The organism is Blautia parvula (assembly GCF_020215665.1).
Lineage (GTDB): Bacteria > Bacillota > Clostridia > Lachnospirales > Lachnospiraceae > Blautia > Blautia celeris.
Genome location: NZ_CP084061.1, coordinates 2,951,756 through 2,973,836, shown reverse-complemented (window position 1 = coordinate 2,973,836; position 22,081 = coordinate 2,951,756). Strand labels below are relative to the sequence as shown.

At 47.5% G+C, this 22,081-nt stretch carries 20 protein-coding genes; 16 read left to right on the top strand and 4 right to left on the bottom strand.

The features are described 5' to 3' along the window. Nucleotides 1–3: 3 nt before the first annotated feature. The 3 genes from LC508_RS13855 to LC508_RS13845 all read left to right on the top strand — a co-directional run bounded on the left by LC508_RS13855 (nucleotide 4) and on the right by LC508_RS13845 (nucleotide 3,172). Nucleotides 4–1,038 carry a Gfo/Idh/MocA family protein gene (locus LC508_RS13855; protein ID WP_033142324.1) on the top strand — a complete coding sequence of 345 codons (1,035 nt, stop codon included), beginning with the start codon at nucleotides 4–6 and terminating at the stop codon, nucleotides 1,036–1,038. A 140-nt stretch (nucleotides 1,039–1,178) separates the two neighbouring features. After that, on the top strand, nucleotides 1,179–2,108 hold the full coding sequence (locus LC508_RS13850) for a DUF2156 domain-containing protein (protein WP_118743287.1): 930 nt from the start codon (nucleotides 1,179–1,181) through the stop codon (nucleotides 2,106–2,108). An 8-nt stretch (nucleotides 2,109–2,116) separates the two neighbouring features. Beyond that, nucleotides 2,117–3,172, top strand: a complete 1,056-nt coding sequence (locus LC508_RS13845) for a GNAT family N-acetyltransferase (protein ID WP_103731692.1) — start codon at nucleotides 2,117–2,119, stop codon at nucleotides 3,170–3,172. A gap of 110 nt (nucleotides 3,173–3,282) precedes the next feature. Here LC508_RS13845 and LC508_RS13840 read toward each other — a convergent pair whose 3' ends face one another. Next, the gene (locus LC508_RS13840; RefSeq protein WP_033142327.1) at nucleotides 3,283–3,672 is read right to left on the bottom strand and encodes a desulfoferrodoxin family protein; all 390 of its coding nucleotides are present in this window, start codon (nucleotides 3,670–3,672) and stop codon (nucleotides 3,283–3,285) included. 217 nt (nucleotides 3,673–3,889) lie between these two features. On the opposite strand from LC508_RS13840, the gene LC508_RS13835 reads away from it, so the two are divergent. From LC508_RS13835 to LC508_RS13780, 12 genes are all read left to right on the top strand, one after another. Next, on the top strand, nucleotides 3,890–4,984 hold the full coding sequence (locus tag LC508_RS13835; protein ID WP_103731693.1) for a 2-oxoacid:acceptor oxidoreductase family protein: 1,095 nt from the start codon (nucleotides 3,890–3,892) through the stop codon (nucleotides 4,982–4,984). Further along, entirely contained in the window at nucleotides 4,984–7,209 is a 2,226-nt protein-coding gene (locus LC508_RS13830; protein WP_197064118.1) for a thiamine pyrophosphate-dependent enzyme, read from the top strand. The genes LC508_RS13835 and LC508_RS13830 overlap by 1 nt, the downstream gene beginning before the upstream one ends. 88 nt (nucleotides 7,210–7,297) lie before the next feature. Beyond that, on the top strand, nucleotides 7,298–8,251 hold the full coding sequence (locus tag LC508_RS13825) for a calcium/sodium antiporter (RefSeq protein ID WP_033142330.1): 954 nt from the start codon (nucleotides 7,298–7,300) through the stop codon (nucleotides 8,249–8,251). A 251-nt stretch (nucleotides 8,252–8,502) separates the two neighbouring features. After that, nucleotides 8,503–9,420 (top strand): hypothetical protein, encoded by a 918-nt coding sequence (locus LC508_RS13820; RefSeq protein ID WP_054351912.1) that lies wholly within the window; start codon nucleotides 8,503–8,505, stop codon nucleotides 9,418–9,420. A 66-nt stretch (nucleotides 9,421–9,486) separates the two neighbouring features. Beyond that, nucleotides 9,487–10,152 (top strand): response regulator transcription factor, encoded by a 666-nt coding sequence (locus tag LC508_RS13815; protein WP_103731694.1) that lies wholly within the window; start codon nucleotides 9,487–9,489, stop codon nucleotides 10,150–10,152. Next, nucleotides 10,149–11,165 (top strand): sensor histidine kinase, encoded by a 1,017-nt coding sequence (locus LC508_RS13810; RefSeq protein WP_103731695.1) that lies wholly within the window; start codon nucleotides 10,149–10,151, stop codon nucleotides 11,163–11,165. Before LC508_RS13815 ends, LC508_RS13810 begins: the two co-directional genes overlap by 4 nt. A 139-nt stretch (nucleotides 11,166–11,304) precedes the next feature. Further along, nucleotides 11,305–12,072: an ABC transporter ATP-binding protein gene (locus tag LC508_RS13805; protein ID WP_054351915.1), complete on the top strand. Its 768-nt coding sequence runs from the start codon at nucleotides 11,305–11,307 to the stop codon at nucleotides 12,070–12,072. Further along, nucleotides 12,062–14,083 (top strand): FtsX-like permease family protein, encoded by a 2,022-nt coding sequence (locus LC508_RS13800; protein ID WP_103732827.1) that lies wholly within the window; start codon nucleotides 12,062–12,064, stop codon nucleotides 14,081–14,083. Before LC508_RS13805 ends, LC508_RS13800 begins: the two co-directional genes overlap by 11 nt. Before the next feature lie 298 nt (nucleotides 14,084–14,381). After that, nucleotides 14,382–15,086 carry a response regulator transcription factor gene (locus LC508_RS13795; RefSeq protein WP_103732828.1) on the top strand — a complete coding sequence of 235 codons (705 nt, stop codon included), beginning with the start codon at nucleotides 14,382–14,384 and terminating at the stop codon, nucleotides 15,084–15,086. Further along, complete coding sequence (locus LC508_RS13790) at nucleotides 15,083–16,024, top strand: sensor histidine kinase (protein ID WP_033142336.1); 942 nt, start codon at nucleotides 15,083–15,085, stop codon at nucleotides 16,022–16,024. The genes LC508_RS13795 and LC508_RS13790 overlap by 4 nt, the downstream gene beginning before the upstream one ends. Nucleotides 16,025–16,116: 92 nt before the next feature. Further along, on the top strand, nucleotides 16,117–17,031 hold the full coding sequence (locus LC508_RS13785; protein ID WP_103732829.1) for an ATP-binding cassette domain-containing protein: 915 nt from the start codon (nucleotides 16,117–16,119) through the stop codon (nucleotides 17,029–17,031). Between the two features lie 11 nt (nucleotides 17,032–17,042). Then, the gene (locus tag LC508_RS13780; protein WP_118593797.1) at nucleotides 17,043–17,750 is read left to right on the top strand and encodes an ABC transporter permease; all 708 of its coding nucleotides are present in this window, start codon (nucleotides 17,043–17,045) and stop codon (nucleotides 17,748–17,750) included. Between the two features lie 12 nt (nucleotides 17,751–17,762). Here the strand turns inward: LC508_RS13780 and LC508_RS13775 are convergent, their stop codons facing one another. The 3 genes from LC508_RS13775 to LC508_RS13765 all read right to left on the bottom strand — a co-directional run bounded on the left by LC508_RS13775 (nucleotide 17,763) and on the right by LC508_RS13765 (nucleotide 20,306). Then, complete coding sequence (locus LC508_RS13775) at nucleotides 17,763–18,554, bottom strand: class I SAM-dependent methyltransferase (protein ID WP_103732922.1); 792 nt, start codon at nucleotides 18,552–18,554, stop codon at nucleotides 17,763–17,765. After that, nucleotides 18,551–19,153 carry a TetR/AcrR family transcriptional regulator gene (locus LC508_RS13770; protein WP_054351918.1) on the bottom strand — a complete coding sequence of 201 codons (603 nt, stop codon included), beginning with the start codon at nucleotides 19,151–19,153 and terminating at the stop codon, nucleotides 18,551–18,553. The genes LC508_RS13775 and LC508_RS13770 overlap by 4 nt, the downstream gene beginning before the upstream one ends. A gap of 187 nt (nucleotides 19,154–19,340) precedes the next feature. Continuing rightward, a complete protein-coding gene (locus tag LC508_RS13765; RefSeq protein ID WP_103732923.1) occupies nucleotides 19,341–20,306 on the bottom strand; it encodes a helix-turn-helix transcriptional regulator in 966 nt (321 codons plus the stop codon). A 329-nt stretch (nucleotides 20,307–20,635) separates the two neighbouring features. On the opposite strand from LC508_RS13765, the gene LC508_RS13760 reads away from it, so the two are divergent. After that, the gene (locus LC508_RS13760) at nucleotides 20,636–22,021 is read left to right on the top strand and encodes an MFS transporter (protein WP_103732924.1); all 1,386 of its coding nucleotides are present in this window, start codon (nucleotides 20,636–20,638) and stop codon (nucleotides 22,019–22,021) included. Nucleotides 22,022–22,081 lie beyond the last annotated feature (60 nt).

Here is a 22,081-nt window from a genome sequence, read left to right as displayed (position 1 = left end):
TTTATGGAGTTGAAGAAAATCAGAATGGGTATTGTGGGGGCAGGCACCTGGGGACAGACACACGCATCTATCTATGCGGAGCATATCTGCGCTGATCCCGTAGCTATCTGTGACAGCAGGGAGGAGCGCGCCAGAGAGATCGCGGATAAATACGGGATCGGGAAGGTGTACACAGACTATCACAGTCTGGCAGCAGACCCGGATGTGGACGCGGTAGCCATTGTGACGCCGGACTTTGCCCATGCGGACATTGCGGTGGCAATGGCAAATGCGGGCAAGGATATTTTGATCGAAAAACCACTGGCAACCACCAGGGAGGACATTGAGAGGATCTGCAAGGCCGTGCGGGAGAACCATGTGCGCTGCATGGTGGACCTGCACAACCGGTGGAATCCTCCCTTCAACACAGCCAAGCAGGAGGTGGAGTCGGGAAAACTGGGAACACCTTACACAGGCTATATCCGCCACAGCGATGTAAAATGGGTGGCGACCGATATGCTTTCCTGGGCTTCCAGGTCCTCAATCCTCTGGTTTCTGGGCAGCCACAGCCTCGACACTCTGCGCTGGATCTTCCAGGATGAGGTAAAACGTGTCTACGCAGTGAAGCGGAAAGGAATTCTGGAGGAAATGGGCGTGGATACCGATGATATCTACCTGACCACCATAGAGTTTGAGCACGGCGGCATTGCCCATATGGAAAACGGATGGATCACCCCCAATGGAAATACTAATGTGAATGATTACAAATTCAGCGTTCTCTGCACAAAAGGCATGATCAATATGGATCTGTCCAGTCATAACCTGATCCAGGAGGTGACGGAGGAGAAAGCCAGCACGCCGGATATCCTGGTATCCAACCGGGTCTTTGACCGCTGCAAGGGACTTTCCTATGAAAGTATCCGCGATTTTATTGACCGCCTGGTGGACGGCAGAGAGTTCCGCGTCTCCATGGAGGATGCCAGAAGAACCGCCATCGCCATTTTGGCTATTATGGAATCAGCAGAAAAAGGCATGCCGGTGGAGGTGCATTACGATTAAAATGTGACGAAGTCTCTTTTCATATTTCTGAATGTAGTATATAATCTGAAAAAAATGTTATAGATAAACATATATGGTCAGTGCAGTAAGTGCGCAGGCCTGTTGGACAGATACTATGATTTTCAGATATGGAGGACAGAATGGATTTACATTTTAAACCGGTAGAAGCAGAAGATATAGACAGACTCACCCCTCTTTTTTGCAGGCGGCCGAATAAAACGTGTGACAGCGTGTTTCTGGACAGCTTCATCTGGAGCAAACTTTACGGTGTCCGTTTTGCAGTCAGTGACGGCAGGGCGATCCAGTGGCTGATGGAGAACGACGGCATTACAGGGACAGCTATGCCGATCTGCAGTCAGGAAGATCTGGAACATTACTTTGGTGAGATCGTGGAGTATTTTAATACAGTGCTGAAGAAACCTTTATACATCCATCTTGCCGATGAGGAGGCAGTGATGGCTCTTGGGCTTATGGAGCAGAAAGACAGATTTCTTGTGACTGAGCAGGAGGATTTGAAGGATTATCTGTATGATGGGGATGCTATGAGGAGCTTGTCCGGAAAGAAGCTGCATAAGAAAAAAAATCATCTCAACGGATTTAAGAGGGCATATGAGGGCAGGTATGAATACCGCCGTCTCTGCTGTTCCGACAGAGGGGATGTGTGGAAATTCCTGGACCACTGGAGAGAGCAGAAGGGTGAGGAAGTGGAAGAGCACCTGGACTACGAGGTGGAAGGTATACACGAGATCCTGAAGAACTGCTCCAATCTCCAGGTCCGCATGGGTGGTGTCTATATTGACGGCAAATTGGAAGCGTTCACCATTGGCAGCTATAATCCGCTGGAGAATATGGCAGTGATTCATATAGAGAAGGCCAACCCTGAGATACGCGGACTGTACCAGTTCATTAACCAGCAGTTTCTTCTGGCTGAATTTCCGGAGGCAGAGCTTATAAACCGCGAGGATGACCTGGGCATCGAAGGGCTGAGAAAGGCGAAGATGTCTTACAATCCCGTGGGATTTGCCAGAAAATATGAAGTCAGACAGATTGATTTCAAGGCAGAAGTGTGAGGTGCGGCATGGAAGTGCGGTATCTGGACAGTTCTGAGAAAAAAAGGTGCAGGAGTCTCTGGGAGGAGGCATTCCCGGAGGATTCGGCATCTTTTGTGGATTACTATATGGAAGAAAAGACAAAGGACAACCGGATTCTGGTTCTTGAGGAAAACGGCAGAATCCTCTCCATGCTCCACAGAAATCCCTATGAGGTCTATGCAGGGGACAGGCTGTGGAAATGCGATTATATCGTAGGCGTTGCCACAGCAGAGGCTGGGCGGCGAAGAGGATATATGCGCAGGCTTATGGAGCGGGCGCTGGCGGATATGAGAGCAGAGGGGATGCCCTTTTCTTTTCTTATGCCCGCGGCAAAAGAGATTTATCTTCCTTTTGGTTTTACTTTTATTTTTGACCAGCCTGAATGGGAACTGCCGGCAATGCGGATTCAGGACAGCACACTGGCAGTGCGGCAGATCACCGGTGGTGCATCAGAGGAACTTATGGAGAGCGCAGGCAGATGGATGGAACGGTGGCTTGGAAAGAGGTATGAAGTTTTCACCAGACGTGATGCGGAATATATGAGGCGTCTTGTAAAAGAGATGGAAAGTGAGAACGGAACTTTGGAGGAGATTCAGGAGAAGGGGAAAACCGCCGGTTTTTTGGGGACATGGGGCCTTGACGGGCAGGAGCAGCGCCTTCTGCTGGCAGAACCTCCCCTGTTACGGGAAAAGGGCAGGGCCAGACCCGCTGTTATGGCAAGGATCGTGAGCCTGCCTGATTTTGTGAAGGTGATCCGCCTGGCGGAGGAAGCGCCTGCAGAACGTCTGGTCTTCTGTCTGGAAATAACGGATGAGCTGTTAGCGGAGAATCAGGGAGTGTTTCGCTGGACCCTTGACCGGACTGCATCTTTTCTTGAACGTATGTCTGCGGCAGAAGACGGAAAAGACACCTCCGGGATCATAAAAATCCACATCCGGGATCTGACGGCCTGGCTTTTCGGATACCGTGTGCCCGGGAAGCTTCCGGCAGAAGCCGTGTTTATCCGTCCTATCCGGGGGGTGTTTTTAGATGAAGTGGTTTAAGCCGCAACTCCTGCAGACAGTGATGCACGGCCTGTTGAAAACATTTTTCAAAAAAGCTCCGGTTCAAAAGGTTTTACGCCCTTTGGACCGGAGCTTTTTTAAGATGCGCTCTAATGGATCTCTGTTTTCCAAAATCCGTGCAGATTACAGTATGCGTAGGCTGCCACGGGTTTGTCCCCCTCTGTGAGGGCAAAGCAGGCTTTGGGATCGCCGTCTGACTTTAAACGGACTCTCTGCAGGCCCTTTTCCGTTTCCAGACAGATAAAGCCGATGCTGTGTTCCTCTGTCATGGGATGGGCAATACTTCCGACATTTACGGTGACCGTATTTCCGTTCTGCTCCACAACCGGAAGATGCTTTTCTGAGGCTCCTTCGGATGTGTTGGCCGTTAATTCCGTCAGCTCTTCTCCGCAGCAGGAAAAGCTGGCTTTTGGATCTGCACAGATGACTTCGATCAGTGTGCTGCATCCTTCTCTGCTGTAAAAATGCGGTTCATTCATAATTTATTACCTCCTTGTCTGTAATAGTTCGGACAAGCCGAACTGTTACGCATCCGGCCATTAAAAATTGCTCCGCGATGGACCGGATGCCTTATAGTCATTCCCACAGAACGTGATGTTTATGTGTTTCCTTTGACATGGTCCGTGCATTCTTTTGGTATAACTTTTGTGATTTTATGGATAATAAGTGGTAACTGAGAAGAAGGAGAGAATGCAAATGGATGAAAAAATAAATCTGCCCATTGTCAACGAAGAGGGCTGCTATGAGATTCGCCTGGAGAGTATAGGCGGCCTCGGTGCAAACCTGTGCGGAAAGCTTTTGGGAGAATTGGGGGCATCGTATCTGGGGCTCAATGCGTCCAGTTTTTCCAGCTATGGTTCTGAGAAGAGAGGGTCACCGGTAAAGGCATTCATCCGCTGGTGTGCGCCGGACAGGGAAATCCGCATCAGCAGTCCGGTGGAAAAGCCCCATATCCTGGGCCTCTTTCACGAAGCCCTCGCGGGGAAACTGCCGGTCACAGCCGGTGTTCTGGAGGAGACGAAAGTTGTGATCAATTCCCCGGAGTCACCGGAAACGCTCAGGGATGATCTGAAGCTTTACGCAGGCAGTGTCTATGCAGTGGATGCCCTGAAAATCGCCATGGAGAGCAAAAGCCGGGTAAACATGGTGATGCTTGGAGCCATTGTAAAAGCCGCCGGATTCATACCGCCGGAACGGGTGTATGATCTGGTAAGAGACACGGTGGGAAAGAAGTATCCCGCACTTCTGGAGCGGAATCTGGAGGGTGTGAAACGGGGATATGAGTCGGCGGAGGAGGTACATTTTTCTCCTGACGGCAGATATGAAAAAGTTCCCTACACAGAGGTACAGAACCGGTGGGGCTATAAAAATGCTCCGTACGGAGGCGTAAACACCCGCTATGGGAGTACGGTATCCAATGATCTCTCCGCGTCCAGGGAAGGATACATTCCCCTGTTCATCCAGGACAGATGTATCAACTGCGGCCTGTGCGATTCCACATGCCCTGATATGGTCTTTCAGTTCGTGAAGGGGGAATACAAGGGCAGAGAGGCAATGGTCAACAAAGGTCTTGACTATCATCACTGCAAGGGATGCCTGCGGTGTGTGGATGTATGCCCTGTCAACGCTCTGGTGCAGGGGATTGAGAGAGAACACCCGGATAAAAAATGGTTTGTCAGAAACAAGGATCTGATCGTGGATCATCTGGAATTTGAGGATGCAGGGGCAAATTCCTGGGTGACGAGCGATTCTTATCTGGAAGAGCGGAGAATGGATGGAGGGCTGGTTTGATGGAGAGACAGAAAATATTATTTGAAAGCGGAAATGAACTGGCGGCTTATGCGGCAAAACAGATCAATTACCATGTAATGGGCTATTATCCCATCACCCCGTCCACGCAGATCGCGGAATTCCTGGATTTGATGAAGGCAGAAGGAGAACATGATATTTCCCTGATCGCAGCGGAGGGAGAGCACAGTGCAGCAGGTATCTGCTACGGCGCGTCAGCAGCAGGGGCAAGGGTTTTTAATGCCACCAGTGCCAATGGGCTGCTGTACGCGCTGGAACAGCTTCCGGTACAGTCGGGTACCCGTTTTCCCATGGTACTCAATGTGGCCTGCAGGACTGTCTCAGGCCCCTTGTCCATCAAAGGGGACCACAGTGATATTATGTATACGCTGAACACAGGCTGGATCATTTTATTTGCGGATACTCCGCAGGCAGTCTATGACATGAATCTGTGTGCCCTTAAAATTGCCGAGAAAGTCAGGCTGCCGGTGATCGTGGCCTTTGACGGATTCTTTACCAGCCACCAGAAGAAAAAATGCTACGTGTTTGAGGATGACAAAACCGTGGGGGATTTTATCGGTGCTTACGATGCCGAATACTCCGTGCTGGATTTGGAACATCCGGTGTCCATTGGCTCCTATATGAATGAACCGGATACGCTCAACAATAAATACCAGCTCCACCTTGCTATGGAACAGGCCCGCAGGGTGATTCCCCAGGTGCTGGAGGATTATGAAGCCCTGTCAGGGAGAAAGTACCCGCTGGCGGAAGGCTACAGGAATGAGGATGCGGAGGTGATCTTATTTCTGCTGGGTTCTTCTTATCATACAGCAAAAACAGCGGCTGACCGAATGCGGGAAGAGGGCATACGGGCGGGTGTTGTGACCCTTCACGCCCTGCGGCCTTTCCCTGCGAAGGAACTGTATGAGCTGTGCAGAAGCGCAGTGACTGTGCTGGCAGCAGACCGGCAGGACAGCTACGGTGCCGGAGGAGGCAACATGACACTGGAGCTGAAGGCAGCTCTGAAGGACCACAACAGTAAAGCCAGGGTTTTAAGCCGCGTTTACGGGCTGGGCGGAAGGGATTTCTATGTGCAGGACGCCCTGGAGCTCTTCCGGCAGTGTCTGGACGGACAGGCAGCAGCTTTTGATTACCTGGGGGTCTATCCCGGAGAGGAAGATCTGCAGGTGCAGCAGTATTTTGCCCCGATCAGCAAAGAGGATGCATCACCGGGATATATATCCAGCCGGATGGAGGAGAATGGAACCATAAAAGTGACGGGAGGAAGAGTAAACGAGAGCACAGCCATGCCGAAACGTCTGGCTCCCGGACACGGCGCCTGCCCCGGCTGCGGCATTCCGGTCAATGTAAATCTGCTCTTAAAGGGCATTGAGGGAAATGTGGTGCTTTTGTTTCAGACAGGCTGCGGTATGGTAGTCACAACCTCTTATCCAAAGACCGCTTTCCGTGTTCCCTATATCCACAATCTGTTCCAGAACGGCGCCGCCACGCTGGCAGGAGTTGTGGAGGCTTTCCGGCAGAGGCGGAAGCGGGGAGAACTGCCGGATGAGGAGATCACCTTTGTTATGGTCAGCGGTGACGGCGGTATGGATATCGGCATGGGGTCAGCACTTGGAACTGCTCTCAGAAATGATCATCTGATCATTTTCGAGTATGACAACGGGGGATATATGAATACCGGATACCAATTGTCCTATTCAACACCCAAAGGCGCAAAAAGTTCCACGTCCCATATTGGAAAAGAGCAGTACGGAAAGACATTTTTCCACAAGGATATGCCCATGATCATGGCTGCCGCAAATCTGCCTTACGCAGCTACGGCAGCAGAATCCAATCCGGCAGACTTTATCAAAAAAGCGGCAAAGGCCAGGGAGTATGCGTCCCGTTTCGGCACAGCATATATAAAGACACTGTCCGCCTGTCCTCTGAACTGGGGAGATAAACCGAACACGGAGAGAAGGGTCATTGAAGCTGCTGTGAACTGCTGTTATTTCCCCCTCTATGAGATAGAGAACGGCATTACCACACTGAACTACGATCCGGAGAAACGGAAGAAGAAGATTCCGGTCACAGACTGGCTGCAGCTTATGGGCAGGACACGTCATCTGGCGGAGGAATCCTACAGCCGGGTAGCAGAAGAAATCCAGACAGAGGTGGACAGACGCTGGGAACGCCTGAAGGCCAGAGCGGAACATCCCCTTCTTTAGACTTGACTGGAGGCGGTATTCATCATATTATAGGAAATGATGGAAATTTGTGTCATAATTTTACAACTTAAAAAGAGAGGGAAATAATATGATGTATCTTTGGCTGCTGCTCGGCTTTGTCTTTCTGGTAAAGGGAGCGGATTTATTTGTGGACGGCTGTTCTTCCATAGCGAAGACGCTGCGGGTTCCGTCCATTATCATCGGTCTGACGATTGTAGCATTCGGCACCAGCGCGCCGGAGGCATCGGTCAGTATCATGGCATCCCTGTCAGGAAATAATGATATTGCCATCAGTAATGTCATTGGTTCCAACCTGTTCAACAGCCTGGCCGTGATCGGCGTGTGCGGTGTGGTCCTCCCCATGAAAATACAGGGCGGCCTGCTGAAAAAGGAGATGCCCTTTTCTATTCTGGTCACAGGGCTGCTGCTTTTATTCTGCATGTTTTCCATTGGCGGAGGAAAGGGAGTTCTGCAGATCGGACGCCTGGAGGGGCTGGTTCTGCTTCTGTTGTTCGCGGGATTTCTGTATATGCAGATCAAGTCAGCACTGAAGACCCGCACCATCCGGCCTGAGGAGGAGAATATCGGCAAAAAGCTCAGTCCTGTAAGGAGTGTTGTATATGCGGTTCTGGGTATTGCCATGATCATCATAGGCGGAGAGCTGGTGGTTGACAGTGCAAGTGAGATTGCCGCAGCCTTCGGCATGAGCCAGACACTCATTGGTCTGACCATCGTGGCGATCGGTACCTCCCTTCCGGAGCTTGTAACTTCTGTGGTTGCCTCCACAAAGGGGGAGAATGATCTGGCTATGGGCAATGTCATAGGGTCCAATATATTTAATATTCTGCTGATCCTTGGTGCGTCAGCAGCAATCTCCCCGATGACTATAAGTATGGAGTCCATCTATGACGGAGCCGTGCTGCTGGTTATGAGCATCCTTCTTTTTTTCCTGGCAAAAAAGGGAGAAGAGATCAGCAGAAAAGAAGCAGTACTGCTTCTGGTGCTCTATGGAGGATATACGGCTTATATCATCATGCGGTGATAAAAAGGGATTCGTTTGAGTCGGCAGCAGCGGAGTCATGAAAATGGTTCTGCTGCTGTTTTATGTGTAGACATAAGAGAGGCTTTGTGTTATACTGTTTTTATTCTGACGGCAGTCTATGCCAATGAAAGTTCTTTGCAGTTCTGCAAAAGTTCCACTTGAAAAATAATTGAAAAGAAGCAGGTGATGCCTATGGGCAGAAATCTTTCTTGTACCATTTGGCAGGTGTATGTTACAATGAAGGAGGATAAATGAAATTAAAATTAGTACGTGGGATACAGACGGTTTTCCGCAGGATTCATGTTTACCGGCAATATAAGGACCGGCTTTTCCGCATGATTTTTCATGACAGGGAAGAGCTGCTTTCACTGTATAATGCGGTGAATGGAACGGAATATACAGACGCCAATGCGTTGATTGTTATGACACTAAAAGATGTGATTTATCTGGGAATGAAAAACGATGTGGCTTTTTTGATCGGATGTGATTTGAACCTGTATGAACATCAGAGCACCTGGAATCCGAATATGCCTTTGAGGGGGTTGTTATACTTTGCGGATATGCTTCGGGGATATATTGAAAAGCAGGATCTGGATATCTATTCTTCCACCCGTATAAGCCTTCCTGTTCCAAGGTATATTATCTTTTATAACGGAACCCGGGATGTGCCGGATAGATCAGAGCTTTTGCTGTCTGATGCTTTTGACGATACGACCGGTGAGGCTCCCGCACTGGAGTGCAGGGCTGTGGTGCTGAATATCAATAAAGGACATAATCAGGAAATTATGGATAAATGCAAACGTTTGTCAGATTATGCATATTTTATTCAGGCAGTGCGTGATAAGCTGAATCAGGGATTCTCTTTGGAAATTGCCGTTGACCAGGCAGTACAGTTTTGTATCGAACAGGATATTCTGGCAGATATCCTGAGTCAGAATCGGGCGGAGGTGATGAATGTGTTGCTGACAACCTATAATAGAAAACAGCATAACAGAACCCTGCGGGAGGAAGGTCGAGAAGAAGGTCGAGAAGAAGGACGGTGTGAAGGTATTAACCGTATCAACGAACTGAACCGCCGGCTGCTTCTGGATGACAGGAAAGAGGATATGCTGAGGGCAGTTCAGGACTTGGCGTATCAGGAAGAACTGTTAAAGGAATATGGCTTATAAGAAGCGATAGAACATAGGTCCTATTCTGCAGCCGGAGACCGGCAGGCCATGCATGGGAGGCACAAAATGGAAAAAATACTGATTGTGGAAGATGACAGGAAAATAAGGGAAGAGCTTTGCAGTGCCCTGGAGAAAAAGGGGTATGCCTGTATTCTGCCTGAGCAGTTCGAAGATGTGGCAGGACAGATACTCCGGGAAGCACCTGACCTGGTGCTGCTGGATTTGAATCTGCCGGTACAGGACGGATTTTATATCTGCCAGGAGGTAAGAAAACAGACAGATGTGCCTGTGATCGTTGTCACCAGCTCAGACAGTGATATGGATGAGCTTATGAGTCTCCACGCGGGGGCTGATGATTTTGTCACCAAACCCTACAATATGCATGTGCTTCTGGCCCATATCGCTACCGTGCTGCACAGGGCTTACGGAAGGAAACCATCCATGGTCCTGACCCACAACGGCCTGTCCCTTGACCTTATGAAAAGCAGAATCTCTTTCCAGGGCAGAGAGGCGGATCTGACAAAAAATGAGATGGGCATTTTGAAAATGCTGATGGAACATGCAGGGAGTATTATTTCCCGCACAGATTTGATCTGCAGTCTGTGGGCAATGGAAGAATTTGTGGAGGACAGCACCCTGAATGTGAATATCAACCGCCTCAGAAAGAAACTGGCTGATTTGGGCCTGGATCATTACCTGGTCACAAAACGGGGACAGGGGTACATGGTATGAAATTCTCAGAGTATGTCAGGGATAAATGGTTTGCCATCAGCGCAGGATTTCTAACCTGCTTTTTAGTGGCCCAGTTTCTCTGGATCATGGGTACGGATAAATTGGTGATCGCTGTTGTGGCAGTTCTGTATTTTCTTGGCCTTTTCTGTACAGCCTGTTATGACTGTTTCCGCAAGAAGCAGTATTATGACCATCTGGAAAGTACCTGGCAGGAACTGGAGGAGAAATCCTATCTGTCTGAGATCATAGAGGAGCCTGATTTTTATGACGGCAGACTTTTATACAGGATCATTAAGAGGAACGGCAAATACTTAAACGATGTGATCGCGGACCAGCAGCTTGAGATGATGGAATACAAAAACTATGTGCAGACCTGGGCACATGAAATAAAAACGCCGATCGCGGTGGAACACCTGATCATAGACAACCACAGAGGGCCTCTGACGTCCAGCCTGGAGGAAGAGGTGGAAAAAATAGAGTCCTATGTGGAGCAGATGCTATACTATACAAAAAGCGGCAGTCTGGAGTCTGATTACATCATTCAGCCTGCCAGTCTGAAACATATGGTGATGGAAGTGATCCGAAAGAACACGAAAATGATGGTGGCAGCAGGGATACTTCCCAGACTGGAGAATCTGGATCACGAAATCCTCACCGATACAAAATGGATGGTCTTCATTCTGGGCCAGATCGTCACAAATGCGGTAAAATACAGTGACAGCAGCAAAAAATCCTGCATTTTTTTCAGAGCCGAAGAGACAGCGGGGAATATGGTGGAATTTACCGTGGAAGACAACGGAATCGGCATCCCGGCATGTGATCTGTCCCGTGTATTTCAAAAAGGATTCACCGGAGAAAATGGAAGGGTGGTCCAGAAATCCACCGGAATGGGGCTGTATCTCTGTAAAAAACTCTGTGACAAGATGGACATTCCTCTGGCGATCCGGTCAAAGCAGGGGGAAGGGACAAAACTGATCTTTCAATTAAAAAAAAGCTTCTCAATACCTGAGTAAGGGAATTGGGAAGCTTTTTTGACTGTGCTCTTATATTACAAAAATGTAATTTTAATGTTATGAAAACACGTTTTACCGGCAGAAAAATAATGGTACACTGTGTGCAGAAAGAAGGGAACAGGAAAGGAGACAGGAAGAAATGAAAACAATTTTAAAAGTAGATAATATTGAAAAATTTTATAAAAATAAAGGCAGTCTTACAAAGGCAGTGAATCATATCAGCTTTGAGGTACAGGAAGGAGAATACCTGGGAATCATGGGTGCCTCCGGCAGCGGCAAAACCACTCTATTAAACTGTATATCAACCGTTGACCATGCAACAGCAGGCCATATTTATGTAAACGGAAAGGACGTCACGGATATGAAGGAAACCGCCCTTGCCAGATTCCGCAGAGAGGAGTTGGGATTTATTTTCCAGAGCTTTAATCTGCTGGACACACTGACAGGCCGTGACAATATTGCGCTTGCCCTGGCGATCCTGGGAGAACATCCGAAGAAAATAGACGGTAAGATCAACAAAATTGCCCAGGAACTGGGGATCGGAGAGATTCTGGAGAAGTATCCCTATGAGATGTCGGGAGGGCAGCAGCAGAGGGTTGCCTGTGCCAGAGCCATTGTTACCAACCCCTCCCTGATCCTGGCTGATGAACCCACAGGCGCACTGGATTCAAGATCCGCAGGCATGTTTCTGGACAGCCTGGGACTTTTAAATGAAGAAAGGCATGCCACGATCCTGATGGTCACCCATGATGCTTTTACAGCAAGCCACTGCAAACGCATTCTCTTTATGAAGGACGGCAGGATATTCAATGAGCTGGTCCGGGGGGCTGATTCCAGGAGAGCGTTTTTTGACAAGATTATGCAGGTAGTTTCCCTGCTGGGAGGTGACAAGGGTCATGCGTTCTAAGAAAAGAATATCAAAAAAAGTATTTAAAGAGCTGGCAGCTAAAAATGTGAAGAAAAGTGCAAAGGATTACTTTATCTATTTTTTTACCCTTACCTTTGCCGTATGTCTTTTTTACACCTTCAACTCCATCAAAGATCAGTTTGAGATTCTGGGAATCCCGGACACTTTCAATTATCTGGCAGCATCCCAGGGGGCGATCGCAGCGGTTTCCGTTGTGTCCTGTATGATCATTGGATTTCTGGTTTCCTATGCCAACCGTTTTTTGATGAAGCGAAGGAAAAAGGAGTTTGGTGTCTACTTTACTTTGGGAATGGACAGAAGAGATGTGGGCAGGCTATTGATGAAAGAGACCATGAAGATTGGCAGTGCGGCTCTTCTATCCGGACTTCTGCTGGGAATCGGCACATCTCAGGTGCTGTCCATGATTACTGCCAGAATCTCAGGGGCGGGGCTAGGCAGTTACAGTTTTATATTTTCTTTCGGTGCGGCTGTGGCTGCTGTCATTTTCTTTGGCCTGACCTTTGCGTTTGTCCATTTTTTCAATGTTCGGGAATTAAAGAAGATGGAGCTGATCGATCTGCTCTATGCGGACAGAAAGAATGAGGAAGTGCCGGAGTCAAAGAAAAGAGATGTGCTTTTGGGAATCCTCTCCATTCTGCTTTTTGTCTCGGCCTTTCTGCTCATATTCTGCCTGTCAGAAACAAAATTTCTGGAAGCCCTGACAGCAGGTGCTGCCCTGGCGGCAGCCGGCACAGTCCTGTTTTTTATATCAGCAGCCGGCATTGCCGCAGATATCATGAAGAAGAGAAAGAGGTTTTACTACAGAAAGCTGCATATCTTTGACGTGAACCAGCTTGGAAGCCGTATAAAAACAGCCGGGATATCCATTGCAGTTGTCAGTATCCTTATGTATTTGTCTGTTTCCGTTATGGGGATAGGCATGGGGCTGGGGCAGAGTGCCATCATCAAAAAGGATAAGACAGCGCCTTATGACATCAGTGTTGAGTACTATTACTTTGGGGATTCCACGGATGATGAGATGAACGGGATGTCTGTTTTGGAGAAGCTGGAGCAGCAGGGGGCAGCACTTCCGCAGTATCTGGAAAGTTCTGCGGATCTGACCATGTATGAACAGGAAAACCTGACAGAAAGCAGCCTGTTTGCCATCTGTACAGAGAATACAAAAGTAAGAAGAAATTTTGAGGATCCTCCTGTTTTGCTGCTAGGTGCTGATGATTACAATAAGGTAAGAGAACTGCTTAAGCTGGAGCCGATCACTTTAGGAGAAAATGAATATGCATTTACCTACAATGAACCGGATGCGAAAGACCTCCTGTCAGAATATGCCGGGAAGCAGAAGGAGCCGCTTAAGATAGGAGGCAAAGAGCTTACCCTGAAGGAAGGCGGCATATATGAAACAACACTGTACAACAGTAATATCTTCGGCGATATAGGGACTCTGGTGGTGCCGCAGAAGACGGCTGAAACAGGTACACCGTATTTGAAAGTAAATAATGGCATGTTTAAGGGAAATGCGAATATCGCATATGAGGAGGCAACCGCGGATCTGAATAAGGCGAAGAACTTTATCTATATAAGTCAGAAAGACATCAATGTAGAGATCATGTCAGACCAGTTGACCTCTTCCTATGTGGGAATTTATCTGGGTATTATATTTCTGGTGACCGCCGGAGCCGTGCTGGCGCTGCAGCAGCTTACCCAGTCAGCGGAAAATGAAAAGCGTTATGCTCTTCTGTCTAAAATGGGCGCAGGAGAGAAGCTGATGAGAAAATCCCTTATGACCCAGATGAAAGTGTACTTTGGTCTGCCCTTTAGCCTGGCGGCCCTCAACGCGGCATTTACTATGGCAGGAGCATATAGAAATATTCCATATCTGACAAAAGGAGAAGCATTTCAGAATATCTTTTTTGCAGCAGGACTTTCGATTGTTATATATGCGGTTTATTTCATGACAACGTATTCAGGCAGCAAACGAATCTTAAAATTATAAAGAAGGGGGGCCGAAAACGGTGTTCAAATATCTGCTGCCATGCTATAATAAATAAAAGAACCGAATACTTGTCAACAAGGTAAGCGCAGATTTCTCCGGCCGTCTTGGCGAAGGAGGAAAGGCTGATAAGGCTTAACATTTGTTTCCCGGACAAATGGGCGGATGAATATAACACTGGCAGAAAATGAAAATGGAGAAGCTGTTGACTCATAGAATACAGGAAATTCTATGTATCAGCAGTTTCTTTTTCTATGGTAGTTCATACGGTACAGGTATCCGCAGAAGAAGGAGAAGATATATGAAACTGTTGATCGTAGAAGATGATCCGGAAATCAGTGAAATGCTGAAGGATTTTTTAATAACGGAAAATTTTGAGGCTGATACAGCCCATGACGGGGCAGAAGCCTGCAGTATGTTTGAATCTGTGTCTTATGATCTTGTGCTGCTTGATCTGATGATACCTAAAATCAGCGGTATGGAGGTATTGCAGCGAATCAGAAGAAAAAGTGTGGTTCCGGTTATTATTATCTCGGCAAAAGACAGCGATTCTGACAAAACTCTTGGGCTGGGCCTTGGCGCGGATGATTATATCACGAAGCCATTTTCCGTGACTGAGGCACTGGCCCGCATTAAAGCCAATCTGCGCAGGTCCAACCAGTATGCAGCAGCGGCCCTGGGCAGATCAGAAGACAATAACAGCAGCATCGCATATGGGGAGCTGGTACTGAATCCCGATGATTACACTGTGCTGAAAAACGGCAGGAGCGTGGAACTGACCGCAAAAGAGTTCGGCATTTTGAAGCTGCTTCTGCAGAATCCGAAAAAGGTATACACTAAGGCCCAGATCTATTCCCTTATCTGGAATGATGCCTATTGTGGGGACGAGAACGCAGTAAACGTCCACATGAGCAGACTGAGGACTAAAATTGAGGATAATCCCCGTACACCGAAATATATCGTAACCGTTTGGGGAATCGGTTATAAGTTAGGAGAGATCAAATGAGTCAGGATACGATCATATTTTTTCTGGCTGCAGTTATTGCAGTGCTGTCTTTTGTGGTCCTGTACCAGCGGTTCATATTTCGGAAGGGAATACAGAAGAAAATCGGGGATATGGGAGATACATTGGAGCAGATACTGGACGAAAAAAGTGACGAAAAGGTTATGGTCTTTACGGATGATAAAGCTCTCATTCATCTGTCCTCACAGATCAACCGTCTTCTGGATGACAGGCAGAGAATCCAGGCAGATTTCAGGCGGTCCGAGATCTCTGCGAAAAATATGCTCTCCAACATTTCCCATGACATCAGGACACCTATGACCGTTATCCTGGGTTATCTGGAAATCATGCGCCTGGAAGCGGAGGGGAAGGACAAGATGGTTGCGAAGGTGGAACAGAAGGCCCGGAAAGTTATGGAGCTGATCAACCAGTTTTTCACACTTGCCAAGCTGGAATCCGGGGACACACAAGTAGAGATGGGACGTGTGAATCTGAGTGAGTGCTGCAGGGAAAATGTGTTGGATTTTTATGAGCTGCTCACCCAGAAGGAATTTCAGGTGGAGATTGAGATCCCGGAGGAACCGGTGTTTGTTGAGGGCAATGAGGAGGCGCTTCAGCGTATACTTTTTAATCTGATCTCCAATGCCGTGCGGTATGGTTCTGACGGAAAGTATCTGGGCATAGCTGTTCGTACCGAAGGGGCATTTGCCTTGATCCATGTGACGGACAGAGGAAAGGGAATCGAGAAAGCCTTTGCCGGTACCGTGTTTGAGCGGCTTTTCACCATGGAGGACTCCAGAAACCGGGAAATCCAGGGGAACGGCCTGGGCCTGACCATTGCCAGGAATCTGGCTGTGAAGATGGGAGGGGACATTACCCTTGTGAGTGAACCGGATGTCAGCACAACCTTTACCGTAAAACTGAGGAAAATGACATTTTAGCATCCCGCGAAAGAAATTCGTAAGAATTATGCAAGAGTTTTGCAAATCGGGCTCTCTATAATAAGAAGTATCAAGGGAAGGAGAGAAGAGAAATGACATATATTCTTCAGACGAACCACGTGACAAAATCTATAGGAAAGAAGGAACTGGTCCGGGATGTGAACATCCATATAAAAAAGGGAGAGATTTACGGATTTCTGGGACCGAATGGGGCAGGCAAGACAACGGTTATGAAAATGATCACCAATCTGTGGAAGCCTACAGAGGGAGAGATCGAAATCTTCGGGGAAAAACTTACACCCACATCCTATGGGGTGCTGAAACGGATGGGAAGTATCATAGAATTTCCCACTTTTTATGAAACCATGAGCGGGTATGACAACCTGGTACTGCACTGTGAATACATGGGATACCACAATCCGGGGAGCATTGAAAATGCCCTTGAACTGCTGCATTTAACAGAAGCAGGGAGCAAGCCGGTCAAAAGCTATTCTCTGGGCATGAAGCAGCGTCTGGGAATCGCCAGGACTATCCTCACGAAACCGGAACTTCTGGTTCTGGATGAGCCGACCAACGGCCTGGACCCGGCAGGAATGAAACAGATCCGCGATCTGCTTAAAATGCTCTGCGCAGAATACCATATCACGGTTATGATATCCACCCATATTCTATCAGAAATTGAAAGCATTGCAGACACTATTGGCGTCATTGACCACGGTAAGCTGGTGAAGGAAGTGCCAATGAAAGAAGTTGCGGAGATGAATACTTCTTATATCTATCTGGAGGTCAATGATAACAAACGGGCATCCTATGTGCTGGCCGATAAACTGGAACTGGATAACTTCAAGATCATGGACGGACACAGAATCCGTATTTATGACAGCCGTGTCACCACACAGGAGATCACCAGGGTCATGCATGACAATGGAGTGGAAGTGATCTCTATTGGAAAACAGATGGAGACTCTGGAGGATTATTTTTTGAAGCTGACGGCAGATGGGGAGTGAGGAATATGGATATGTGGAAATTAATAAAACTGGAATATAGAAAAAATAACATTAAGAAATATTTGTGGGGTGCTGTGGCAGCAGCAGTGCTGTTGGGGATTTTTATGTTTGCCCTGGCTTTTCTCGGTATTGCCAATGATCCCGACACGGGGGTGCCGGATGCGGCACCCGGAAATGAAGTGATCTCCGCGTCGGTGGAGCTGTTTACCAGTATGGTATTCCTTGTATTTACCAGTGTGATGCTGTCCACTTTTATTGTCAGTGCTTATAAGAATAAGACCATGAATCTTATGTTTTCTTATCCCATTAAGCGCCAGAAGATTATTGCTTCGCAGATGGCGGCTGTGTGGATCTTTAATTTTACAGCGTTGGTGCTTACAAAATTACTGCTTTACAGCACTATTTTAATAGGTTCCAGGTTCATGGCGTCATCGTTTATACTGGATTATCATATGGGGAGTCTGGGGTTTTATATCCAACTGCTTCTGAAATCAGCCGTTATTGTCAGCATGAGTTTTATCGCCCTGTTCACAGGCCTGGCGATGAAATCCTCCAAGGCAGTGATCGTCACTTCATTTCTGCTGATCTTTCTGACGCAGGCAAATGTAGGCGACTTTACGCTGGCGGACAATGCTGTGTTTCCGGTAATTCTGACACTGATTTCCCTGCTGTTTGCATTTCTTTCCGTATGCGGGGCGGAGAAGAAGGACCTGATTTGACAGAATAGATGTCTATTTTTGGAATATATCAAGCGCATGACTTGTGATACCTGCCAGATCCTCCCGTTCACAGGTGGCAAAGTGGTATTTCAGATAAAGCGCAAATGCACGGTCATCCATTGCGTCCACTGCTTCGCGCATATACAGGGCGAAACCGTCTGCTGCCACGTAATGCAGTCGGGTTACGGGAAGCTCACACATCAGGTCATCAATGTTTTCCTTTCTTACAAGTTCAAACAAATCTTTCGGTTTGGATATGACGGCAAATGTATGGGGGTCAAGCTGGCCCCCTTCTATATATTCCGCAACATTGATATTGCCCCGGTGGAATCCTTCATCCAGGAGACAGCCGTCAGATATCACATAAGCTGCAAAGATCACGCCTCCTTTTTTCGTCACACGGATGGCTTCGCGCAGTGCCTGCAGTTTATCCTCCCTGCTGTACAGGTGGTACAGAGGGCCGAGAAGCAGCGTAATGTCATAGGTATCGTTGGGGAAGGCGGATAAATCCATGGCGTTTCCATGGGTGATGGATATGCGTTCCTCCTCCCGGGTGTTTTTGCGGAAAACCTCTATATTGTACGCAACCAGTTCCACGGCATCTACCGTGTATCCCTGACGCGCCAATGCATGGGAGTACCGGCCGGTTCCGGCACCAATCTCCAGTACCCGGTGGCAGGGTTTTATATATTTTTCGATATAATGCATTGTGGTGAGAAACTCAACAGAGCCGTGTTTTGATATCAGCCGGCTGTCCTCGTCGTAATGCTTGTAAAAGTCAGTCAGGTATGGATTTGTTTTCATACGGCACCCCTTTCGTCCGGAAATTCCCAATCCGGCTTTTCCTGTTTTATAAAAGCAGACAATACATTTCTGAGCATTTTTTCAGCGGTTTCTCTGTTTAGAGCTGTTTTTTTCGTCACGGTCCGAACGGCGATGCCGTGGGTATAGAGAAATAGATCAAGAAATATGGCTTTCCCGTTTTCCGGTTCCAATCCCATGGACGCGGAGAAACGTTCTGCATTTCTTTCATTGTCACTTTCCCTGTAAAAGTCCTCTGCATCGGTCATCATCAGATCCATATCATTTACAAACAGCAGTTTAAACAGATGCGGCTCCCTGTCGGCAAATTCCAGGTATGAAAGAGGAAGTAATAAGCAGAAGGGGGTATGGGCGGAAGTTTGATAATGTATCACGTACTGTTTGTAATATTCATATGCGAATGTAAGAAATTCTTTTTTTAATTCCTCCATGTTTTCATAACAGGTAAAAATTGGCCGGGTGGAACACTGCAGTTTATTTGCAATGCTTCTGGCATTGACCGTTTCAAATCCGGATTCTCTTGTGATATCCAGAACCGTATTCAAAATCATTTCTTTCGATATTTTGGCTTTGGGCGGCATGTACGAACCTCTCTATGTAAAGTTTGTAAGGTAACATATGTTACATAACTATTGTTGCATAAGGTGTGGATAATGTCAACAGAGAGTTTTATATTTTTTACAGGGGGAGGATTTTCGGAGATTCATGACCGCAGTGAAAACGGCGGTTTTGAATGATATGGCAAAACCGCCGTCTTAAACTTAATATTTATTTTCTCACCGGTCTGACATACTTAAAGAAACGTTCGGGATTATAATAAAGATATATGATTCTTCCGGGGGATGTATCATAGCAGTAACCGGTGTCCGTAAAATCAAAGGAGGACATTGCCTTTTCAATCTTTTCTTCCACGCTGCGGTTTTCCTGTTCATAATCGAAGGGTCCATGTTCAAAAACAATATATTCTGCTTCGGGAACGTCGATCATAAGCATCTGCGGCGGAACTTCACCGCTGTAGTCAGCAGGAAGACGTGCGCCATAACACTCTGTGCGCGGAAAACCCCAATCACAGAGTCTGCCGTCCGGATCATTGATATAAGCTGTGATCTGGCCGCTGCCGCTGTCTGATTCACTGCCGCCGTCATCATCCAGCTTGCCCTTGATACTGTCCAGCAGGCCGCAGATCGTTTCCCGGTCCTGTCCGGGGATCAGAGCCTGTTTCTGCCAGAAGTCCCAATACCCATTGCTCTCATAGTTTTTAATGTGTAAGTATTTATGCGCGGGAATGGTTATAAAATAAATTTTGATATCATCTGTAGATTTTATCATTCCAATTTCTCCTAATCCTAGAAAGTAGCGGTCGAAAGGGTTTATTTTTGTCCGGAGAACCACAGGTTTCGGTTTTTTCCTGTATTCACTTGGAGTGACGCCGTATTCTGTCTTAAATGCTCTGGTAAAAGCTTCATGGGATGAAAAACCGTAAGCAAAAGCAATATCAATAAGCGTTTTTTCGCTGTCCCGGACTTCTTTTAACGCGAATGCCAATTTTCTGTGCCGGAGATAATCCCGGAACTGCATACCTGATATTTCTTTGAATTTCCTTGTTGTATAAAATTCAGAATAACCCAGCCTGCCGGATAGAGCGTGCAGTGTCAGGGATTCGTCATTATAATTTTTGATACTTTGATCGATCTCATCCACAATGATCTGAATCTGTTTCTGCCATTCATACATTTTTCAGTTTACCTCGTTTCAACCACCCTATATGCATTATAAAGAAAATGGAGGGGGGCATGCTTGATTTTACTTGCTGTAATTTTTGGGGGTACTGTATACACGGAAAGGTCATAGTGTTATGCAGTAATATTATACCCTATTGATCTGTGATGATAAAGCGAGGATACGCGGTTGCCTGGTGCGGACCGGAGATTAGGATTGAAGGATTTGACTGAAAATTGTATAATTAAAATAAATATTGACAGGTATTAAACATGATATGTGAGCGGGATTGTATTAGGGTATATTAGTGTATAAGATGAGATTCGGAGAGGGGAGGAGAAGGTATGGATAATACTGCAGCAAGCGTAAAGGCTTTTAGCCGGAAGCAGAGGTGCGGCCTGGGAGCGGTGGAATTTGGAAGAAGGTTACTGCCGTTTCTCACGGCATCGGGTATGATGTCTTATATGCTGGAGGGGATGGAGGTTTCCGGTTCCGGGGTATGGATGATCATGATGGCTGCTCTGATCGTTTCGTCACTGACGGTATTTATTTTAAGTTTCGTGATGGACAGAACCCGTAAAAGATCAGGCCGCAGCAAACCCTGGATATACAGCGGGATTTTTCTGCTGGCGGTAAGTGTACTGATGAGTATGCATGTTCCGGGAAACGCCATGGGAGCGAGATTAGTGTATGCGGAGATTGTGATATTTGTCTGGAGTTCCAGTGTAAAGCTGCTTCTTTACCCGGCAGATGCACTGATAGCAGGGATGACCGCGGACGCAGCAGAGCGGTGGAATCTGGCGTCTGTCAAGGGCATAGCAGGCAGTTTGGCGGCGATTTGTGCTGTGTTTCCTGCGGGCCGGCTCGCCGCGCCGGGAATCATGGGGGCAGATGGAGGAAAACGGTATGTGACAGTATTTACAGTTCTCATAATTATCGCCATATTAACAGGAAGTTTTCTTCTGAAAGAGATAAATATTCCCCGGATTCCGGAGAGCCAGAGCATGAGCCTGAAAAACTGCGCAGGGGATTTTAAAGCCTTTTTAACAAACCGGTATTTTCTGATCCTGGTGGTTTATGGGGGCCTTCTGATGTTCGGAACCTCTGTGTTCGCCACTCTTACAGGGGAATATTCTTTCTGGATTTTAAGAGAAACCGGAAACGCTGCAGTTATGAATGGGATTCGTTATGGAATCCCCCTGGCTGCGTTTTTTGCCGTACTGCTTCTGAACAGGAAACTTACCAAAAAACAGTGTGCCCTTTTGGGAACAGGAATCTATGCAGCGGCCTGCTTGCTGATGCTTGTGAGTATGAAAATACAGCCCGTCTATTATCCGGCGTTTGTATTGGGAGAAATCGGAAACGGATTTATGTGGGCAATGCTGTGGGCCATGGAACCGGATGTGTTCGATCATGTGGACTACATGACCGGAAGAGCGCGCGCCGTATTTCCGGTAGCATTTATCGCCGCTGTTGTATCGATAGGGGGCGGTTTGGCCGGTGCTCTGAGACAGAGTTTGGCAGGGTTTATCATGAATCAGCAGAATTTTTCCGGATTAGTGGAGGCATCTATACGGCCCGATGGCCGGAAACAGTTGGCGGTGCTGGGATTTATGGTGATACCTTTGGTGGTTTGCGGAGTGGTGGCGTTGGTGCTGAGGAGGTATGGGCTGGATGAGGAGTATGGTGATGTCCGGATGGAGCTGGACAGGAGGGGGAAGAGAGCTTAAAAATTTCCGTGTCTATGAAAAATGCCTTTTCCTGATAAGAATCAGATATGTATAGGAACT

Coding starts and splice junctions, on each gene's coding strand:
- LC508_RS13855 (WP_033142324.1), top strand. CDS start 4: ATGGAGTTGAAGAAAATCAGAATGGGTATTGTGGGGGCAGGCACCTGG.
- LC508_RS13850 (WP_118743287.1), top strand. CDS start 1,179: ATGGATTTACATTTTAAACCGGTAGAAGCAGAAGATATAGACAGACTC.
- LC508_RS13845 (WP_103731692.1), top strand. CDS start 2,117: ATGGAAGTGCGGTATCTGGACAGTTCTGAGAAAAAAAGGTGCAGGAGT.
- LC508_RS13840 (WP_033142327.1), bottom strand. CDS start 3,672: ATGAATGAACCGCATTTTTACAGCAGAGAAGGATGCAGCACACTGATC.
- LC508_RS13835 (WP_103731693.1), top strand. CDS start 3,890: ATGGATGAAAAAATAAATCTGCCCATTGTCAACGAAGAGGGCTGCTAT.
- LC508_RS13830 (WP_197064118.1), top strand. CDS start 4,984: ATGGAGAGACAGAAAATATTATTTGAAAGCGGAAATGAACTGGCGGCT.
- LC508_RS13825 (WP_033142330.1), top strand. CDS start 7,298: ATGATGTATCTTTGGCTGCTGCTCGGCTTTGTCTTTCTGGTAAAGGGA.
- LC508_RS13820 (WP_054351912.1), top strand. CDS start 8,503: ATGAAATTAAAATTAGTACGTGGGATACAGACGGTTTTCCGCAGGATT.
- LC508_RS13815 (WP_103731694.1), top strand. CDS start 9,487: ATGGAAAAAATACTGATTGTGGAAGATGACAGGAAAATAAGGGAAGAG.
- LC508_RS13810 (WP_103731695.1), top strand. CDS start 10,149: ATGAAATTCTCAGAGTATGTCAGGGATAAATGGTTTGCCATCAGCGCA.
- LC508_RS13805 (WP_054351915.1), top strand. CDS start 11,305: ATGAAAACAATTTTAAAAGTAGATAATATTGAAAAATTTTATAAAAAT.
- LC508_RS13800 (WP_103732827.1), top strand. CDS start 12,062: ATGCGTTCTAAGAAAAGAATATCAAAAAAAGTATTTAAAGAGCTGGCA.
- LC508_RS13795 (WP_103732828.1), top strand. CDS start 14,382: ATGAAACTGTTGATCGTAGAAGATGATCCGGAAATCAGTGAAATGCTG.
- LC508_RS13790 (WP_033142336.1), top strand. CDS start 15,083: ATGAGTCAGGATACGATCATATTTTTTCTGGCTGCAGTTATTGCAGTG.
- LC508_RS13785 (WP_103732829.1), top strand. CDS start 16,117: ATGACATATATTCTTCAGACGAACCACGTGACAAAATCTATAGGAAAG.
- LC508_RS13780 (WP_118593797.1), top strand. CDS start 17,043: ATGTGGAAATTAATAAAACTGGAATATAGAAAAAATAACATTAAGAAA.
- LC508_RS13775 (WP_103732922.1), bottom strand. CDS start 18,554: ATGAAAACAAATCCATACCTGACTGACTTTTACAAGCATTACGACGAG.
- LC508_RS13770 (WP_054351918.1), bottom strand. CDS start 19,153: ATGCCGCCCAAAGCCAAAATATCGAAAGAAATGATTTTGAATACGGTT.
- LC508_RS13765 (WP_103732923.1), bottom strand. CDS start 20,306: ATGTATGAATGGCAGAAACAGATTCAGATCATTGTGGATGAGATCGAT.
- LC508_RS13760 (WP_103732924.1), top strand. CDS start 20,636: ATGGATAATACTGCAGCAAGCGTAAAGGCTTTTAGCCGGAAGCAGAGG.